General features: G+C 74.4%; 10 protein-coding genes and 1 pseudogene. 7 read left to right on the top strand and 4 right to left on the bottom strand.

Translation table 11 applies throughout. The features are described 5' to 3' along the window. The first annotated feature begins 92 nt into the window (after positions 1-92). Positions 93-2,405, top strand: coding sequence for an immune inhibitor A domain-containing protein (locus tag AB0J67_RS03575; RefSeq protein ID WP_363475824.1), 2,313 nt, complete (start codon positions 93-95; stop codon positions 2,403-2,405). Positions 2,406-2,494: 89 nt separating this feature from the next. On the opposite strand, the gene AB0J67_RS03570 is transcribed toward AB0J67_RS03575, so the two are convergent. Beyond that, positions 2,495-5,149: an AAA family ATPase gene (locus tag AB0J67_RS03570; protein WP_363475822.1), complete on the bottom strand. Its 2,655-nt coding sequence runs from the start codon at positions 5,147-5,149 to the stop codon at positions 2,495-2,497. 365 nt (positions 5,150-5,514) lie between these two features. Between AB0J67_RS03570 and AB0J67_RS03565 the strand changes: the two genes are divergently transcribed. The 5 genes from AB0J67_RS03565 to AB0J67_RS03545 all read left to right on the top strand — a co-directional run bounded on the left by AB0J67_RS03565 (position 5,515) and on the right by AB0J67_RS03545 (position 12,248). Next, positions 5,515-5,697 carry a mersacidin/lichenicidin family type 2 lantibiotic gene (locus AB0J67_RS03565; protein WP_363475820.1) on the top strand — a complete coding sequence of 61 codons (183 nt, stop codon included), beginning with the start codon at positions 5,515-5,517 and terminating at the stop codon, positions 5,695-5,697. A 114-nt stretch (positions 5,698-5,811) separates the two neighbouring features. Next, a complete protein-coding gene (gene lanM / locus AB0J67_RS03560) occupies positions 5,812-8,829 on the top strand; it encodes a type 2 lanthipeptide synthetase LanM (protein ID WP_363475818.1) in 3,018 nt (1,005 codons plus the stop codon). Next, positions 8,826-11,054, top strand: a complete 2,229-nt coding sequence (locus AB0J67_RS03555) for a peptidase domain-containing ABC transporter (RefSeq protein ID WP_363475816.1) — start codon at positions 8,826-8,828, stop codon at positions 11,052-11,054. The genes lanM and AB0J67_RS03555 overlap by 4 nt, the downstream gene beginning before the upstream one ends. Next, positions 11,033-11,608 (top strand): flavoprotein, encoded by a 576-nt coding sequence (locus AB0J67_RS03550; protein ID WP_363475814.1) that lies wholly within the window; start codon positions 11,033-11,035, stop codon positions 11,606-11,608. Before AB0J67_RS03555 ends, AB0J67_RS03550 begins: the two co-directional genes overlap by 22 nt. After that, positions 11,601-12,248, top strand: a complete 648-nt coding sequence (locus AB0J67_RS03545; RefSeq protein WP_363475812.1) for a DUF3105 domain-containing protein — start codon at positions 11,601-11,603, stop codon at positions 12,246-12,248. Before AB0J67_RS03550 ends, AB0J67_RS03545 begins: the two co-directional genes overlap by 8 nt. Before the next feature lie 106 nt (positions 12,249-12,354). On the opposite strand, the gene AB0J67_RS03540 is transcribed toward AB0J67_RS03545, so the two are convergent. From AB0J67_RS03540 to AB0J67_RS03530, 3 genes and pseudogenes are all read right to left on the bottom strand, one after another. Continuing rightward, the gene (locus tag AB0J67_RS03540; RefSeq protein ID WP_363475881.1) at positions 12,355-13,209 is read right to left on the bottom strand and encodes a polysaccharide deacetylase family protein; all 855 of its coding nucleotides are present in this window, start codon (positions 13,207-13,209) and stop codon (positions 12,355-12,357) included. A gap of 84 nt (positions 13,210-13,293) precedes the next feature. Next, positions 13,294-14,289, bottom strand: a pseudogene (locus AB0J67_RS03535) (glycoside hydrolase family 11 protein); the annotation flags it as partial. A 396-nt stretch (positions 14,290-14,685) separates the two neighbouring features. Then, the gene (locus tag AB0J67_RS03530; RefSeq protein WP_363475810.1) at positions 14,686-15,567 is read right to left on the bottom strand and encodes an oxidoreductase; all 882 of its coding nucleotides are present in this window, start codon (positions 15,565-15,567) and stop codon (positions 14,686-14,688) included. 170 nt (positions 15,568-15,737) lie between these two features. On the opposite strand from AB0J67_RS03530, the gene AB0J67_RS03525 reads away from it, so the two are divergent. Further along, on the top strand, positions 15,738-16,484 hold the full coding sequence (locus AB0J67_RS03525; RefSeq protein WP_363475808.1) for a DinB family protein: 747 nt from the start codon (positions 15,738-15,740) through the stop codon (positions 16,482-16,484). Positions 16,485-16,587 lie beyond the last annotated feature (103 nt).

Raw genomic sequence — 16,587 nt, 5'->3', positions numbered from 1 at the left:
TGGCGGTGGAGCGATCAATGTCCCGTTCTGTGTGAGGCTCCGCAAAGTGAAGCGAAAACTGCTTCACAACTTCCGCCCCGGAGGGATCAACAATGAGGAAGCTCACCGCCTCCGCCGTCGCCGGAGCGGCCGGCATGGCGTTGGTAGTCGCAGCCCTGCAATGGCCGGCCGGTGCGGCGCCGACCGGCACCGACGGCGCGAGGCAGGCCGTGCGAGAGGCCGCGGCCCACCGGCCGGACAACCGGCCCGGCCCGCGCACCGAGCAGTGGATCGGCAAGCGCAAGGCCGCGCTCGACCTGGTCGCCCGCGGCAAGGCGCGCATCGACGCGAACGGCACCGTCACGGTCGACGCCGCGACGGACAACGTCGTGGAGGTCGCGTTCGAGAAGACCGACAAGATCTTCACGATCCTCGCCGAGTTCGGCACGCAGAGCCTCGGCAAGTACGGCACCGCCCCCGGCCCGCTGCACAACGAGATCCCGCAGCCGGACCGGTCGGTGGACAACTCCACCGAGTGGGCCCCCGACTTCGACACCGCACACTACGAGGAGCTGTTCAACGGCTCCGGCGAGTCGATGAAGAGCTTCTACGAGCAGCTCTCCTCCGGCAAGTACTCGGTGACCAACACCGTCAGCGACTGGGTGCGGGTGCCGTACAACGCGTCCTACTACGGCGACAACGCCATCGAGGACAACGGCGGCTCGTGGGCGTTCATCCAGGACACCGGCGACGCCTGGTACCAGAACGCGCTGCAGACCATGACCGTGGAGCAGATCAACGCCTACCTGGCGCAGTTCGACGTCTGGGACCGCTACGACTTCGACAGCGACGGCAACTTCGACGAGTCGGACGGCTACATCGACCACTTCCAGGCCGTCCACGCCGGTGAGGGCGAGGACGCGGGCGGCGGCGCCCAGGGCGAGGACGCCATCTGGTCGCACCGCTGGTACGTCAACGGCACCGACTTCGGCCTGACCGGCCCCACCGTCGGCGGCCAGGCGAACCTGTCCGGCGGCGCCCGGATCGGCGGCTCGAACTACTGGCTCGGCGACTACACCACCGAGCCGGAGAACGGCGGCCTGGGCGTGTTCGCCCACGAGTTCGGCCACGACCTCGGCCTGCCGGACTACTACGACACCGCCGGCGGCGAGAACACCACCGCCTTCTGGACCCTGATGAGCTCCGGCTCGTGGCTCGGCCACGGCGCCGAGGCCGGCAACGGCATCGGCACGACCCCCGGCCTGATGGGCCCGGAGGAGAAGCTGTTCCTCGGCTGGCTGGACTACCGCGAGGTCGCCCCGGGCCAGAGCGGCACCATCCTGCTGGACCCCGCCCAGGACGCGGGCGCCGCCAACGCCCAGGCGATCAAGGTCAACCTGCCGCCGGCGAGCACGACGACGGCGTACACGACCCCGGCCTCCGGGCAGTACGCCTGGTGGACCGGCAGCGCCGACCAGCTCAACGAGTCGCTGTCGCACGCCGTGCCGGCCGCCTCCCGGGTCACCGTGACCGCCAAGGCCTGGTACGACATCGAGTCCGGCTACGACTACCTGTACGGCGAGTACTCCACCAACGGCGGCGCGACCTGGTCGCCGGCCGGCGCGCCGGTCACCGGCTCGTCCAACGGCAAGTGGACCACGCTGCGCTTCTCCTACGACGCCGGCGGCGCGGCGACGCAGTTCCGGTTCCGCTACCAGACCGACGGCGGCGTGCACTTCGCCGGCGCGTTCCTGGACGACATCGTGGCCAAGGCCGGCGGCACCACGCTGTTCACCGACGACGTGGAGCAGCCCGGCGGCTGGACCGCCACCGGCCGGTGGCAGCGCTCCTCGGGCACGGTGACCACCACGGCCGACCGCTACTACCTGCTGGAGAACCGGCAGTACGTCGGCTACGACGACACCCTGCGCACCGGGCCGTACCAGTTCAGCTACAACATCTCGGCGCCGGACAAGGTCGAGTTCTTCTCGTTCCGGCCCGGCATGCTGGTCTGGTACGTCAACCACGCCATGGAGGACAACAACACCTCCGAGCACCCCGGCGCCGGTCTCGCGCTGCCGGTCGACGCCCGGCCGGCGCCGTTCACCTACCCCGACGGCACCCGGCCCAGCAACCGCCGCCAGCCGTTCGACGCCGCCTTCGGCATCCAGCCGGTGCCGCAGACCTGCCTGCACAAGGAGGTCCTGGCGGGCAGCGGCAAGACGCAGACGGTGCAGACCGTGGCGGCCTGCGCCGCGGGCGACGCCGGCATCGCGACGTTCGACGACGGCAACCCGGACGCCTACTACAGCACCGCCAACCCGCAGGGCAGCGTCAAGGTGGCCGGGCACGGCGTGACGGCCACCGTCACCGCCCAGTCGGGCGACGTGCTGACCGTCAACGTGGTCAACCCGGCGGTCGGCTGACGAGCCGTTGACCGCGGCGCGTGCGCCGCGGACGTCGGACAGGGCCGGGAGTTCCCACTCCCGGCCCTGTCTCGTTGCGCGGCGAGCCGTCAGGGGCCGGACGGGGTGAGCATCCCGGACGGTCCGGGGATGAGCGCCAGCCGCAGCTGCGTGCGGCCGGCCACGCCCAGCTTGTGGTACGCCCGCTGCAGGTGGTTCTCCACCGTGCGCACCGACAGCACCAGCCGCCCCGCGATAGCGGCGTTGTCCAGGCCCGAGGCGGCGAGCTCGCACACCTCCTGCTCCCGCGCGGTCAGCGCGCTGGCCACGGGCGGCGCGGCGGGATGCCACTGCGGCCACCAGCCCTCGCACCGCTCACGCACCTGCTGGATCCGGTGCGTGACGGCGTTGGCCCGGCGCAGGTCGCCGCGGCGCTGGTACGCGGTCGCGGCCGGCGCCAGCGCCTCCATCGCCAGCCGCAGGTGCCCGCGCTCCTCGAACGCCGTCGCGGCGTGGTCCAGCACGATCGGGTCCCGCCGGGCCAGGCCGTCGGCCAGCTCGGCCCACAGCTGGAACAGCGGGCTGTCGCACTGCTGGGCGATCTCCCGCAGCCGCCGGGCGGTGTCGACGTCGGGGTCGAGCCGGGCGAGCAGGTGCAGGCGCTCTGCGGCGAGGGTGAGCATGCCCCGCGACAGGGAGGTCTGGAGCTGCTCGCGCAGGGTCCGCACGGCCGTGTCGCGCTGCCCGGCGGAGACGGCGAGCCACGCGTGGGCCAGCGCGGCCTCCCCGGCGGGGGTGCCGTGCCGGGGGAGCGCGGCCGCCAGCTGGTCCAGGGCGGAGCGGGCGTCGTCGAGGTCGCCCTGCTGCGCGGCGGTCCAGGCGTACGCGGACAGCACGTTCTCGCTGATCGGGAACAGGGTGTGCGCGTCGATGAGGCTGCGGGCCTCGCGCAGCCAGCGGCGGGCGTCGGCCAGGCGCCCGCCGTGGTACGCGCACTTGCCGGTGATCATGGCCAGCAGGGCGACGGCGTCGGGCGCGCCGCGGGTGAGGGCGTCGCGGTAGTACTGCGCGGCGCGTTCGGCGGCGCGGGGCGCCCGGCCGGCCAGCAGCAGCGCCTGCACGTGGCAGGCCTGCGCGGCGGCCCGCATGACCGGCCACACCTCGGGCAGCGGCGCCTGGCCGCTGTCGAACATCGCCGCCGCGCGCGACGGCTGCCCGGCGGCGATGAGCAGGTACGGCCGCAGCGGCGCGACGGCCATCCGCAGCACCAGGTCACGGGGCGGGTGCTCGTCCAGCGCGGCGACCGTCGACGCGGCGTCGCCGGCGGATCCGGTGAGCACGGCCAGCGCGGCCTCGGCGGCCAGCAGCCCGGGGCGGGCCTCCGCCGGCAGTGCCGCGGCGGCTTCGGCGAGCATGCGGCGCGCCGTGTCGACCTGGCGCAAGCCGAGGAACGTGTTCAGGACCAGCAGCGCGGCCGCCTCGGCCCGCTCGCACGGGTCGGTGAGCTGCTCGTACGCGGCGGCGAGGTGTGCCTGCGCGGCCTCGACGCGGTCCTGGGCCACCAGCGCGCGGCCGAGCTGCCAGGCGGCGTGCGCGCCCTCGGCGCGGGCGGCGATCCGGGCGGCGCGGGCGGCGTCGCCGCGCGACAGGAACCACTGCGCGGCGGCGACGGCCTCGGCGGCGGCGACCGGGTCCCCGGCCTCGCAGCGCCAGGCGGTGACGTGCATGGCATCGGAGGGCGCGCCGGTCGAGGTCTGCGCCAGGGCGTCGGCGAGCTCGCGCAGCATCCGCCGCTCCCGCAGGGCGCCGGTGTGCGCCTGCGCCACCTCCGCGTACAGCGGGTGGGCGATGGCCAGCGACGCGCCGTGCCCGCTGCCGACGACGTGGATCACGCCGCGTTCCTCGAGGCTCTCGGCGGCCGCGGGGTCCAGCAGCCGGTCCAGGGCGGCCAGCGGCGCGGCCCCGGCCCGCGCGATGTACTGCAGCGCCTCGAGCTCCCGCGCGGTGAGCGCGCCGCCGGTCTCGGCGATCATGTCGCAGCGGTGCGGGTGGTGGGCCTCGTCCACGGGCCAGGTCCAGATCCCGTCGTGGCGGGCCAGCTCGCCGCTGTCCAGGCCGCAGCGCAGGGTCTCCCGCAGCAGCAGGGGATTGCCCTGGGTGAGGTGCCACAGGGCGTTGCGGGTCAGGCCGTCGGCGGGATCGCCGAGGGCCGCGGCGATGAGGCCGGCGAACGCGTCCTGGCTGAACGGTGCGAGGTCGAGGCGCTCCAGGCGGGTGTGGCGGCGCAGCGTCGCGACGGGGACGCAGCCGAGGTCGCCGGTGCGGACCGCGGCGACCACGCGCAGCTCGGTCTCGGTGCTCAGCCGCTGCAGCAGGGCGGTCGAGGCGTCGTCGAGCCAGTTGAGGTCGTCGACGCCGACGAGCACCGGGCGGCCCTGGGCGCGGGCGTCGACGTGCCGCATCGCTTCGGTGAGCAGGTCGGCGGGGTGCCCGGCGGCCTGCTCGGGCAGCAGGTGTCCGAACGCGCCGAACGGCACCTGCTGCCAGCCGTACGTCGCGGTGGCCCGCAGCACCAGGCGCCGGCCGTCGTCGGCAGCGGCGAGCACCGCGTCGAGCAGGCGGCTCTTGCCGGCGCCGGGATCGCCGGTGACCAGCACGCCGCGGCCGCCGGCCAGGGTGCGGGCGATCGCGGACTGCTCGGCCTGCCGGCCGGTGAACGGCCAGGGCGCGTCGAGCCGCGCGAGATGCGTTCGTGCGTCAGGCATGTCCCCCACCCGTCGTGCCGGGCGCGCCGGTCCCGCACCGGCGCCGGCCAACGCTAACCGACGGCGACGACCGGCTCACTGTGATAACGGTCCTGAGTAGCCGGTCGCCCAGCCGACACCGCGCCGCTGAACTGCGCCGTTGAAGGTTTCCTTCATCCCGGAGATGACCTTGGAGTCAAGTTTCGGACAGGTGGCCGCGCATGCAACCCGTCGCCCGGCCGACACTTCCCGCCCCGCCGGCCGCCGCGGCGGGCGCGCAATGGAGTAGCCGCCACTCATGTGCCCACCCCGGTCACCGGCCGATGCTCGATACCGAAGCGAGCCGCCCGCCAGCCCGGCGGGTGGACGAACCGAAGGGGATCGCCATGTCGATCAGCGATGTCGTCCGCAACTGGACCGACGAGTTCCACCGCGCCAGCACCGCCGAGCTGCCCGGTGCCGCGCACCCGGCCGGCCTGGTCGAGATGAGCCGCGACGAGCTGCAGACCGTCGCCGGCGGCGCGGCCATCGACGGCCACACGAGCGCCTGCTGCCACTGCGTGTGCTGACACCGCAGCGCGCCCGGCACCGGGCGCGTGCGCTCATCCGGGGGTCCGCGGCCGGTCACGGCCCGGACCCCCGGGTCCACATCCGACCCGCCCGGAAAGAGGCTTCGACCCGAGATGGCCCTGCACGCCGCACTCAACCTGCGCGAACGCCTGGCGCTGCCCGACCCCGGCACCGGCGGTGCGGCCTCCGACCGCGCCCGCTGGCGGCTGACCCGCTGGCGCGAGCTGGACGCGTTCACCGGCACCGCCCTGTGGACCGAACGCCTCGCCGCCGACCGCCTCGACGAGCCGACGCTGCTGCGGCTGCTCGACGACACGGCCGACCAGCTGCGCCACCGCACCGGCGGCGACCCCGACTGGATCACCACCCTGCGCCGCCGGTACGCCGACGCCGCGCCGGACCTGCCCGCCGCCCCCGCGGACCGGCCGATGGCCGCCGCCCTGGTGATCGCCGCACCGCTGATCGCCCACGCGACCCGGCAGGTCACCGCGCACGCCCGGCGGCTGGCCGCCGTGACACCGGACGCGCCGTTCGACCCGGACACCGCGGCCGCGGTCACCGTGCCGGGCCTGCTGTCGGAGCTGACCGTGCAGCTGAGCCGGGCGGCCGTGCTCGAACTCAACATCGCCCGCCTGCACGAGCAGGACACCCCCGCCGACCCGGCCGAGCGCTTCGCGGCGTTCTTCGCCCGCCTGCGCGAGCCCGCCGCGGCGCTGGCGTTGCTGACCGCGTACCCGGTGCTGGCCCGGCAGGTGCTGCGCACCGCCGACCGGTGGACCGAACGCACCTGCGAGCTGCTCGACCGGCTGGCCGCCGACGCCCCGCTGCTGCGCAGCGCCTTCACCGCCGGCGCCCCGCTCGGCGTGCTCACCGGCGCCGAGGAGACCGGCGACCCGCACCGCGGCGGGCGGCGCGTGCTGCTCGCCCGGTTCAGCGGCGCGACGACCATCGTCTACAAGCCCCGCGACGTCATGGTCGAAGCGCGCTACGCCGAGCTGGCCGGGTGGCTGCGCGAGCGCGGCGCCGACCTGCGCGCCGTCACCGTCGTGCCGCGCGCCGACTACGGCTGGGCAGAGTTCGTCCCGGCGCTGCCGTGCACGTCCCCGCGGCAGGCCGCGGCGTACGCCCGCCGCCGCGGCGGCCTGCTCGCGCTGCTGTACGCGCTGGGCGCCACCGACTTCCACGACGAGAACCTCGTGACCCACGGCGCGCATCCGGTGCCGGTCGACCTGGAGACGCTGTTCACCCCGGCGGTGACCGACCGGCGCAGCGCGATCGCGGACTCGGTGCTCGGCGTGGGCCCCCTGCCGACCGGCGGGGCCGCACCGGCCGGGCGCCCGTGCGGTTGCACGCGCTGGGTCGGCGTCGGCACCGACCTGATGCGGCTGGAGGTCGCCGGGGAGCACACCCATCCGGCCGCGACACCGGAGGTCGACCTCACCGCGCACGTCGACGACCTGGTGCACGGCTTCCGGGCGACGTACGCGCTGCTGCGCGAGGTGCGCGGCGAGCTGGTCGCCGACGGCGGCCCGCTGGCCGCGTTCGCCGCCGACGAGATCCGGGTGGTGCTGCGGCCCACCCGCAGCTACCTCAAGCTCGCCGAGGCGGCCCTGCACACCGACCACCTGCGCGACGGCCTGGACCGCGACCGGCTGTTCGACTGGCTGTGGAGCGGCGTGCCGCAGCTGCCGCAGCTGCGCGCCGTCGTCGCCGCCGAGCGGGCCGACCTCGACGCGGGGGACGTGCCCCGGTTCACCGCCCGCGCCGGCGGCACCCACCTGGACACCGGGTCCGGCGAGCCGGTGCCGGACGCGCTGGTGCGCAGCGGCCTCGCGCAGGCGCGGCGGCGGCTGCGCGGCCTGGGCGAGACCGACCTGGCCCGCCAGGTCTGGCTGATCCGCGCGGCGTACGCGGCCCTGGCCGACGGTGCGGGCGCCCCGCACGCCACCGTGCGCTGGCGGCTGCCCGACCCAGCGGCGAACTCACCGCTGTCGCAGGTGCGGCGGCGGGCGCTCGACGCCGCTGCCGGGATCGGCGACCGGATCGTGGAGCTGTCCGACGACGACGGCTGGTTCGCCCTCGCCCCGGCCGGCACCGGATGGCAGGTGGGCCGGGTCGGTGACCACCTCTACGACGGCACCGCCGGCATCGCCCTGTTCCTGGCCCAGCTCGGCGCGCGCACCGGCGAGGACCGGTTCACCGAGGCGGCCGAGCGCACTGCCGGGCGGCTGGCCGCCCGGATCGCCCGGGGCGCGGTCGCCGGGACGTCGATCGGTGCCTACTCCGGCTGGAGCGGCCTGTCCTACTGCTTCGGACACCTGGCCGCGCTCGGCCACCGGCCCGCCCGCAACACCGCCGACCTGGTCGCGGCCCGGCTGGACACCCTGATCGGCACCGGCGCCGCGCGCGACGTCGTCGACGGCGCCGCCGGCTGCGTACTGGCGCTGCTGTCGGCCGGGCACGACCCGGACCGGGTGCTCGCCCTGGCCCGCCGGGCCGGGGACCTGCTCCTGCAACCGCCGGCCGCCGGGCCGCGCCTCGGCGGGTTCTCGCACGGCACCGCCGGCGAGGCCGCCGCGCTGGCGGCGCTGTGGCAGGCCACCGGGCAGCAGCGCTACCGCGACGGCGCGCTGGCCGCGCTGGAGCACGACCGCGGCCTGTTCGACCCGGCCCGCGGCAACTGGGCCGACCTGCGCGAACCAGGACGATTCGGCCTCACCTGGTGCCACGGCGCGCCCGGCGTCGGGCTGTCCCGGCTGCGCCTCCGCGCCGCGCTCGGCGCCGACGGGGAGCTGACCGCCGAGATCGCGACGGCGGTGCGGGCGACCCTGGCCGGCGGGTTCGGCCGCAACCACTCGCTGTGCCACGGCGACCTGGGCAACCTCGATCTGCTGCTGGCGGCGGGCGCGCCGGAGCCGACGGTGGCCGCCGTCGCCGCGGCGATCCTCGACGACGCGCAGGCCGGCGGCTGGCGGGCCGCCAACCCGACCGCCCACCCGTCGCCGGAACTGATGACCGGGCTGGCCGGCATCGGCTACGGACTGCTGCGGCTGGCCGCGCCCGAGGCCGTGCCGTCACTGCTGATGCTGGCCGCACCGGCGGCACCGGACACGATGCGGGAGGCGTCATGAGGCGGCTGCTGGCGAGCTGGTGGCGGCGGGTCCGCGGGGTGCCGGTGGTGCTGCAGATGGCCGAGGCCGACTGCGGCGCGGCCTGCCTGACCATGGTGCTGCGCCGCCACGGCGTGCCCGCGACCCTGTCCGGCGTACGCGACCTCATCGGCGTCGGCCGCGACGGGGTCAGCGCCTGGGCGGTCGTCGACGCCGCCACCCGGCACGGCATGACCGCCAAGGCCTACCGGGCGAGCCCGCAGGCCGCCGCGCAGGTGCCGCTGCCCGCGATCGCGCACTGGGAGAACGACCACTTCGTCGTCGTCGAGCGCGTCGACCGGCGCGGCGCGCGGATCGTCGACCCTGCGCTCGGCCGCCGGCTGATCACCCCCGACGACTTCGCCGCGAGCCTCGGCGCCACCGTCATCGCGCTCACTCCCGGCGACGGTGCGCCCGCCCCGGCCCGCCCCGCCCGCATCCCGCTGCCGGAGCGGCTGCGCCGGGCCCGCGCGGCCGCCGGCCGGTTCCTGCCGGCCCTGGGCGCCGTGTTCGCCGTGTCGCTGCTGCTGCAACTGCTCGGGCTGGCCCTGCCGCTGGCCACCACCGTCGCGTTCGACGAGATCATGCCCGCCCGCGAGACGTCGCTGATGCCGTACCTGGCGATCGGGATCGGGGCGCTGGTGCTGACCCAGTTCGCGGTCGCGCACCTGCGCTCGATGATGCTGGTGCAGCTGCAGACCCGGGTGGACCGGGAGCTGATGACGCGGCTGTTCGGGCACCTGCTGCGGCTGCCGTACGCCTTCTTCCAGCAGCGCTCCAGCGGCGACCTGATGCAGCGGCTGTCCAGCAGCATCCTGCTGCGGGAGCTGGTCACCTCGCAGGTGCTCACCGCCGTGATCGACGGCGGCCTGGTGGCCGTCTACTTCGCCGTGCTGGCCGCGCGCGACACCGAGTTCGCGCTGCTGGCGGCGGGTATCGGCCTGGCCCAGGTGCTGGCGGTCGCGGTGGTCAACAGCCGGCTCATCCGGCTGAGCCACCGCCAGCTCAACGTGCAGGCCGAAGCCGAGAGCGCGCTCATGGAGGCGCTGTCGGGCATCGCGACCGTCAAGTCGATGGGCGTCGAGCGGCAGGTCTACGACAGCTGGCTGACCCGCTACGACGCGGCGCTGCGGGTCGACCGGGCACAGAACCGGCTGTCGTCCACGGTCGGCAACGTCACCGCCGCGGTCGGGCTGGCCGGGCCGCTGGCGCTGCTGTGGCTGGGCACCGCCCGGATGTTCGAGGGCGGCATGAGCCTGGGCGAGATGCTCGGCCTGCAGGCGCTGGCGATGTCGTTCCTGGTGCCGCTGTCGTCGCTGGTGTCCAGCGCCCAGGTGCTCCAGTCGGTGTTCTCGCACCTGCAGCGCCTGCGCGACGTGTTCGCCGCGCGCCCGGAGACCGCCGACGACGGGCAGCTCGACGCGCCGCGGCTGCGGGGCGCGATCCAGGTGCGCGGGGTGAGCTTCCGCTACGACGCGCAGAGCCCGTACGTGCTGCGCGACGTCTCGTTCGACATCCTGCCCGGCCAGAAGGTCGCCGTGGTGGGCGCGTCGGGCTGCGGCAAGAGCACCCTGGCGATGCTGCTGACCGGCCTGTACCGGCCGACCGAGGGCGAGATCAGCTTCGACGGGGTGCCGCAGTCGCGGATAGCGCCGCAGGCCCTGCGCCGGCAGTTCGGGGTGGTGCTGCAGGAGAGCTACCTGTTCCGCGACTCGATCCGCCGCAACGTCGCGCTGGCCGACCCGGCGGCGCCGTTCGACCGGATCCGGGCCGCCGCCGCGATCGCCGGCATCGACGCCGACATCGACGCGATGCCGATGGGCTACGACACCCGCGTCGCCGAGCGCGGCCAGGCCCTGTCCGGCGGGCAGCGCCAGCGGCTGTCCATCGCCCGGGCCGTCGTCGGCGACCCGGCGGTGCTGCTGCTCGACGAGGCCACCAGCCACCTCGACGTCGCCACCGAACGCCGCGTCGACCAGGCGATCTCGGCACTGCGCTGCACCCGGATCGTCATCGCGCACCGGCTCAGCACGGTCCGCAACGCCGACAAGATCATCGTCCTGTCCGGCGGCCGGATCGCCGAGCAGGGCCGCCACGACGAGCTGCTCGCGGCCGGCGGCGCGTACGCCGAGCTCGTCGCCTGCCAGCTCGACGAGTCCATCACCCCAGCCGAAGGAGAGCAGCCGTGCCTGCAACCAGCCCGGTGACACCGTTCCAGCGGGTCCTCGTGGCCGCGTGCGGATCCAGCGACGTCGTCACCCTGCCCCAGTCCATCCTGGCCATGCGGTTCGCGCTCGGCCTGCAGGTCCGCGTCGTGCTCTCGGCAGCGGCGGCCTCGTTCGTCACCGCCAGGGCGTTCACGGCGGTGACCGGCGAGCCCGCCCACGACGAGCACCCCGGCACCGAGGCCGGGGTCGCGCACCTCGACCTGGCCCGGTGGGCCGACCTGGTGCTGGTCATGCCCGCCACCGCCAACACCATCGGCAAGGCCGCCCACGGCATCGCCGACAGCCTGCTCACCACCTGCATCCTCGCGGCGGCCGCGCCGGTGGTGTTCGTGCCGTCGATGAACGCCGCGATGTGGGACCGCCCGGCCGTGCAGCGCAACGTCGAGCAGCTGCGCGCCGACGGGCACGGCGTCGTGCCGCCGGTCGGGGTGCTCGCCCTGAGCACCGGCACGGTCACCGGCCGCGGCGCCCCGCCGATCGGCGACGTGCTGCAGTGGGCCGCCGACTTCGTGGGGCAGGGCCGCGATGGCTGAGCCGCGCGTGTCCAGGACGGCCGTCGTGGCGGCCGCCGCCGGGCTGTGCCTGCTGGCCGCCGCGGCGGTGCCGTTCGTGCGCGCGTACGCCGACTCGCCGCGCCACCGCCCCGCGGCCTCATTCGGGGTGGCCGCCGAGCAGGCCGGCTGCGACGCCGAGCTGACCGACCCGGTCTCGGGCGTCGGCGTGCACATCGGACCGGGCACCCGCGACCCGCACACCAGGCGCGTCGGCTACGAGACCGTGCCGCCGTCGTCCGGGCCGCACTTCGTCTTCCCGGCGCAGCGTGCCCGGCGCTTCTACCTGCCGCAGGACCGCCCCGCGATGGAGGAGCTGGTGCACAACCTCGAACACGGGTACACCGTCGTCTGGTACACCCCGGCGCTGCCCGCCGACGAGGTCGAGGCCCTGCGCGGGCTCGCGGTCAAGCTCGGCGGCGACGCCTACGGCGAGAAGTTCATCGTCTCGGCCTGGGACGAGACCTACGGCGCCTTCCCGGCCGGGCGGCCGCTGGCCATGTCGCACTGGGGCCGCACCGCCGGCTACCGGCAGTTCTGCACCCGCGTCAGCGGCGCGGCGATCGAACGGTTCGTGCTCGCGCACCCGGCCACCGACGCCCCCGAGGCGGACGGCATGTGACCCGACATGGATCCGGTCAGCCCCCTGGACGGGGCGGGAGTCGCGCAGCGAGCGGCACGTGGGTGTACGCGGAGGGGCGCCCGCAGGCGGGCACCCCTCCGGTCGATCAGGCCGCCGCGCAGCTCGCGGTCGGCGTGGTGTTGTTGCCGTTCTTGTAGAGCGTCACGCCGAAGGTGTTGCCGGCGCCGTTGGGCCGTGCGGTCAGCGTGCCGGTGCTGCCGGTGACGGTCGCGTTCCAGCTGTTCTGCAGGCTCTGCCCGCTGTTGAGGTTGATGGTGACGGTCCAGTTGCTGCTGCCGCTGACCGCGAGGTTCACGTTGAACCGGTCGCTCCAGTCGTCGGCGCGGGTGACGCTGACGGTGCAGCCGCCGCCCCCGCCCCCGCCGCCCCCGCCGCCGCTGCCGGACGGCGCGACGGCCCGGCCGGTGCTGGACGAGATGTGGCCCGTGCACAGGTTGCGCGACTGCAGGTCCTGCAGGATGCCCGGCAGCGCCTGGATCGTGTTCGCCGGCCAGTCGTGCATCAGGATGATCTGGCCGTTGGTCAGCCGGCTCGCCGCCTGGCGGATCTGGCTGGCACTGACGTTGTTCCAGTCCTGCGAGTCGACATCCCAGATGATCTCCCGCAGCCCGAGCGAGGCCTCGACCTGCTGGAGCGTGGAGTTCGTCTCCCCGTACGGCGGCCGGAACAGCGTCGGGGTGACGCCCGCCGTCTGCTGGATCGCCTGCTGGGTCCGGCTGAGCTGCGACTGGATCTCACTGGAGCTCATGTTGATCAGGTGCGGGTGGTCCCAGCTGTGGTTGCCGATCTGCAGGCCCGCGCTGCGGTACGCCTGCATGAGCGACGGGTTGGACTGCGCGTTCGAGCCGGTCGGGAACACCGTCGCGGTCGCGTTGTACTGCCGCAGCGTGCTGATCAGCTGGTTGGTCGTGCCCGTGTTCGGGCCGTCGTCGAAGGTCAGCCCGACGTACCCGGCCGAGCAGCTGCTGCCGCCGCCACCCGGCGGCGGGGGAGACGCCGTGGGCGTCGTGCCACCGCCGCCGCCGGAAGCCGAGCAGCTCGCGGACGGGGTGGTGTTGTTGCCGTTCTTGTAGACGGTGATGCCGAAGTTGTTGCCGGCACCGTTGGGCCGCGCGGTCAGCGTGCCGGTGCTGCCGGTGACGGTCGCGTTCCAGCTGTTCTGCAGGCTCTGGCCGCCGTTGAGGTTGATCGACACGGTCCACGCGGTGCTGCCGCTGACCGCGTAGTTCACGTTGAACCGGTCGGACCACTCGTCGGCGCGGGTGGTCGTGACGGTGCAGCCGCTGCTGCCGCCGCCGGGCGGCGGGGGAGAGGGCGTCGCGCCGCCACCGCCGCCGGAGCCCTCGCTGACCGTGATGTTCGAGTTGCCGCTGCTCTGGTAGCCCTCGGTCGCCATGATCTGGTAGTCGTGGCTGCCGAGGTTCATGCCCTTGCTCGCCCACGCGTCGAAGTGGTTGCCGGCCGTGATGGTGCCGCCGGTCCGCTTGGACTGCCGGACGCTCCAGTACTGGTAGAAGGTCGCGGTGCCCTCGATGGAGGGCTGGTTGACGCGCTGCGTGCGGTAGATGTCGTAGGTGCCGCCGTCGCTGGTGACGGTGCCCATGTGCGTGCCCGTGGGCCGGTAGGTGCCCCAGCTGTCCACGATGTAGTACTCGATCAGCGGGCCGCGGGTCCAGCCGTAGAGCGTCAGGTACGCGTTGCCGGACGGGTTGAAGCTGCCGGAGTAGTTCACCGTCCGGCGTGCACCGGGCTTCCAGCCCTTCCCGGCGACGAAGTTGTTGACGTTGCTCCACTGGGTGCTGTACTGGCCGCCGGCACCCATCGTCATGGAGACGTTTCCGCTGTCCTTCCAGAACGAGAAGAAGTAGCCGTTGTCGGTGCCGGTCTGGTTCGTGGTGACGGTCGTGTCGGCGCTGGCACTGCCGGGAGCGAGGGCTCCGGCGACGGCCAGCGCCGCGGCGCAGGCGACCCCGACGAGCAGCCTGAGGCGGCTGTTCGGTCGGGCGGGGACGTGGCGCATGTGTTCTCCCTGCTCGTGCGGGCCTGGCAAGCCAGGGTGCGGGCGCGGGCCGGCGGCACGGCGGGGTCGCTACGGGCGTCGCGACCCCGCCGCGCTTGCGTGTGGGCAGGCCGGCCGTCGTGGGCCGACGGTCCTGAGCGCCGGCTCGCACGAGGGCGGTGCGGAGCCGAGTCGCCCAAGTTCGTCGATAGACGCATCGTCGCCAGCGGTCGCAGCGAAGTCAACGACTTCCGGGAACTTTCGATACCCGCTTGCTCGCTAAGGCGCTGGTGTCAAAGCGATCCGCGCAAGTCGGTAACTATTCGGCAATGCTGGTGGCAGCGTCCTATGCCGAAACTTCCGGAAGATTTCGAGCGCGGTCGAGCCGAGGCCCGAGGCGGGCGGCGGCGAGTGCGATCAGTCGGCGGGGCCGGTCTGCGGCGCCGGCTCCACCGGGCGGGCGCGGCGGGCGGCGACGTTCGCCAGCGCGGTGAACAGTGCGACCACGGCCCGGTCGAAGACGCGGTCCGGCAGCAGCCAGCGGGCGAACACCGCGGCCCGGGCACCCCGCCCGACCGCGTAGCGGATGCGCGGCCGGCGCACCGTCGCGGCCCGCGCGATCGCCTCGGCGACCACCGACGGCGGCGAGATGTGCGCCGGCTCCGACAGCAGCGTCGCCGCGTACCGCCGGGCGTGCTCGTCGTACGGCCCGCCGCCGGAGGTGGCCAGCAGCCGCTCGCCCGCCACCCGCGGGAACTCGGTCTCGACGCCGCCAGGCTGGATCACGACCACGTCGATGCCCAGCGGCCTGAGCTCCACCCGCAGGCAGTCGCTCAGACCCTCCAGCGCGTACTTCGTCGCGTGGTACCAGCTGCCCAGCGGCTGGTACATCCGCGCCCCGACCGACGAGACGTTGATGATGCGGCCCGCGCCCCCCGCCCGCAGGTGGGGCAGGACGAGCTGGCAGAGCCGGGCCGCGCCGAACACGTTGACCTCGAACTGCCGCCGCGCCTCGTCCATCGGCACGTCCTCGAGCGCGCCGAACGAGCCGTAACCGGCGTTGTTCACCAGGACGTCGATGCGGCCCGACTCGGCGACGACCCGCTCGACCAGCGCCACCAGGGCGGCGTCGTCGGTGACGTCGACCGCGGCGGTGTGCACGCCCAGCGCGGCCAGCGGCGCCATCCGATCGAGCCGGCGGGCCACCGCGTACACGGTGAAGCCGAGCTCGTGCAGGCGTCGCGCGGTGGCCTCGCCGATCCCCGCGGACGCACCGGTCACGATGGCGACCCTGGTCATCGCAGCCCCTTCGCCTCGACAGAACGCGATCACGGTATAGCCGCCGTGACGACGCGGGCATGGGCCGATCCGCCTGATCCCCGTCCCGAGCGGTCAAGCGAGGCGACAGCCGTCCGCCGGCCCCTTCGTGATCGCTTGCTCTTGTCGGGGGTGGTTGGTAGGCAGGGGTCATGGCAACCTTCTCCCGGTCCGACGACCTGCGCAAAGCGGAGTTCGTCGACGCGGACCTGAGCGGCGCCCGGTTCGTCAGGACCGACCTGTCCGGCGCCGTGATGCGCGAGGCCAATGTGGATGGAGTCGACATCGACGCACCGTGGCTGCCCCACGGCGGCTTCCTGCGCGTCAACGGCGTCGACGTCATCCCGCTCGTCGAGGCCGAGCTCAACCGCCGCTTCCCCGGCCGGGCCGACAGGCGCGCCGCTGACCCGGCAGGCCTGCGCGCGGCCTGGGCGTCGGTCGAGCGCACCTGGGCGGCCACGCTCGCGCGCGTGGCGGCGATGCCGGCCGGCACGGTCGACGTCTCGGTGGGCGGCGAGTGGTCGTTCGCGCAGACGCTGCGGCACCTGGTCCTCGCCACGGACGCGTGGCTGGGCCGGGCGGTCCTGGAGATCGAGCAGCCGTTCCACCCGATCGGTCTGGCGGGCGCCGGCGCCGAGGACGGCGGCCTGGACATGTCGATCTTCACGGCGGCCGCCCCGTCGTACGCCGAGGTGCTCGAAGTCCGGGCGGGCCGGGTCGCCATGGTGCGCGACCTGCTCGCCACGGTCACCCCGGACGAGCTGGCCGCGACGCGCCGCCACCCGTGGGCCCCCGAGTACCCGGAGACAGTCCTGTCCTGCCTGCACGTCATCCTCGAAGAGGAATGGGAGCACCACCGCTACGCCGTACGCGATCTCGACGCGATCGAGGGGAACTGAGCACGTGTGCGGGCCGCCGTCGACGGCGGCGTAAGGCTGTCGGTGGACTAGACGAACCTGGCGCGGGAGCCCCAGCCGCTGCAGTGCGCCGACGCGACCGGGG

Source organism: Catellatospora sp. NPDC049609, assembly GCF_040675365.1.
Taxonomy (GTDB): domain Bacteria; phylum Actinomycetota; class Actinomycetes; order Mycobacteriales; family Micromonosporaceae; genus Catellatospora.
Note: the sequence above shows the minus strand (reverse complement) of the source record. Positions and strands in the feature narration are given on the sequence as shown.

Bases quoted from the DNA above. Each gene is read 5' to 3' on its own strand.
- AB0J67_RS03555 (WP_363475816.1), top strand. From the start codon at position 8,826: ATGAGGCGGCTGCTGGCGAGCTGGTGGCGGCGGGTCCGCGGGGTGCCG.
- AB0J67_RS03545 (WP_363475812.1), top strand. From the start codon at position 11,601: ATGGCTGAGCCGCGCGTGTCCAGGACGGCCGTCGTGGCGGCCGCCGCC.
- AB0J67_RS03575 (WP_363475824.1), top strand. From the start codon at position 93: ATGAGGAAGCTCACCGCCTCCGCCGTCGCCGGAGCGGCCGGCATGGCG.
- AB0J67_RS03565 (WP_363475820.1), top strand. From the start codon at position 5,515: ATGTCGATCAGCGATGTCGTCCGCAACTGGACCGACGAGTTCCACCGC.
- AB0J67_RS03570 (WP_363475822.1), bottom strand. From the start codon at position 5,149: ATGCCTGACGCACGAACGCATCTCGCGCGGCTCGACGCGCCCTGGCCG.
- AB0J67_RS03525 (WP_363475808.1), top strand. From the start codon at position 15,738: ATGGCAACCTTCTCCCGGTCCGACGACCTGCGCAAAGCGGAGTTCGTC.
- AB0J67_RS03530 (WP_363475810.1), bottom strand. From the start codon at position 15,567: ATGACCAGGGTCGCCATCGTGACCGGTGCGTCCGCGGGGATCGGCGAG.
- lanM (WP_363475818.1), top strand. From the start codon at position 5,812: ATGGCCCTGCACGCCGCACTCAACCTGCGCGAACGCCTGGCGCTGCCC.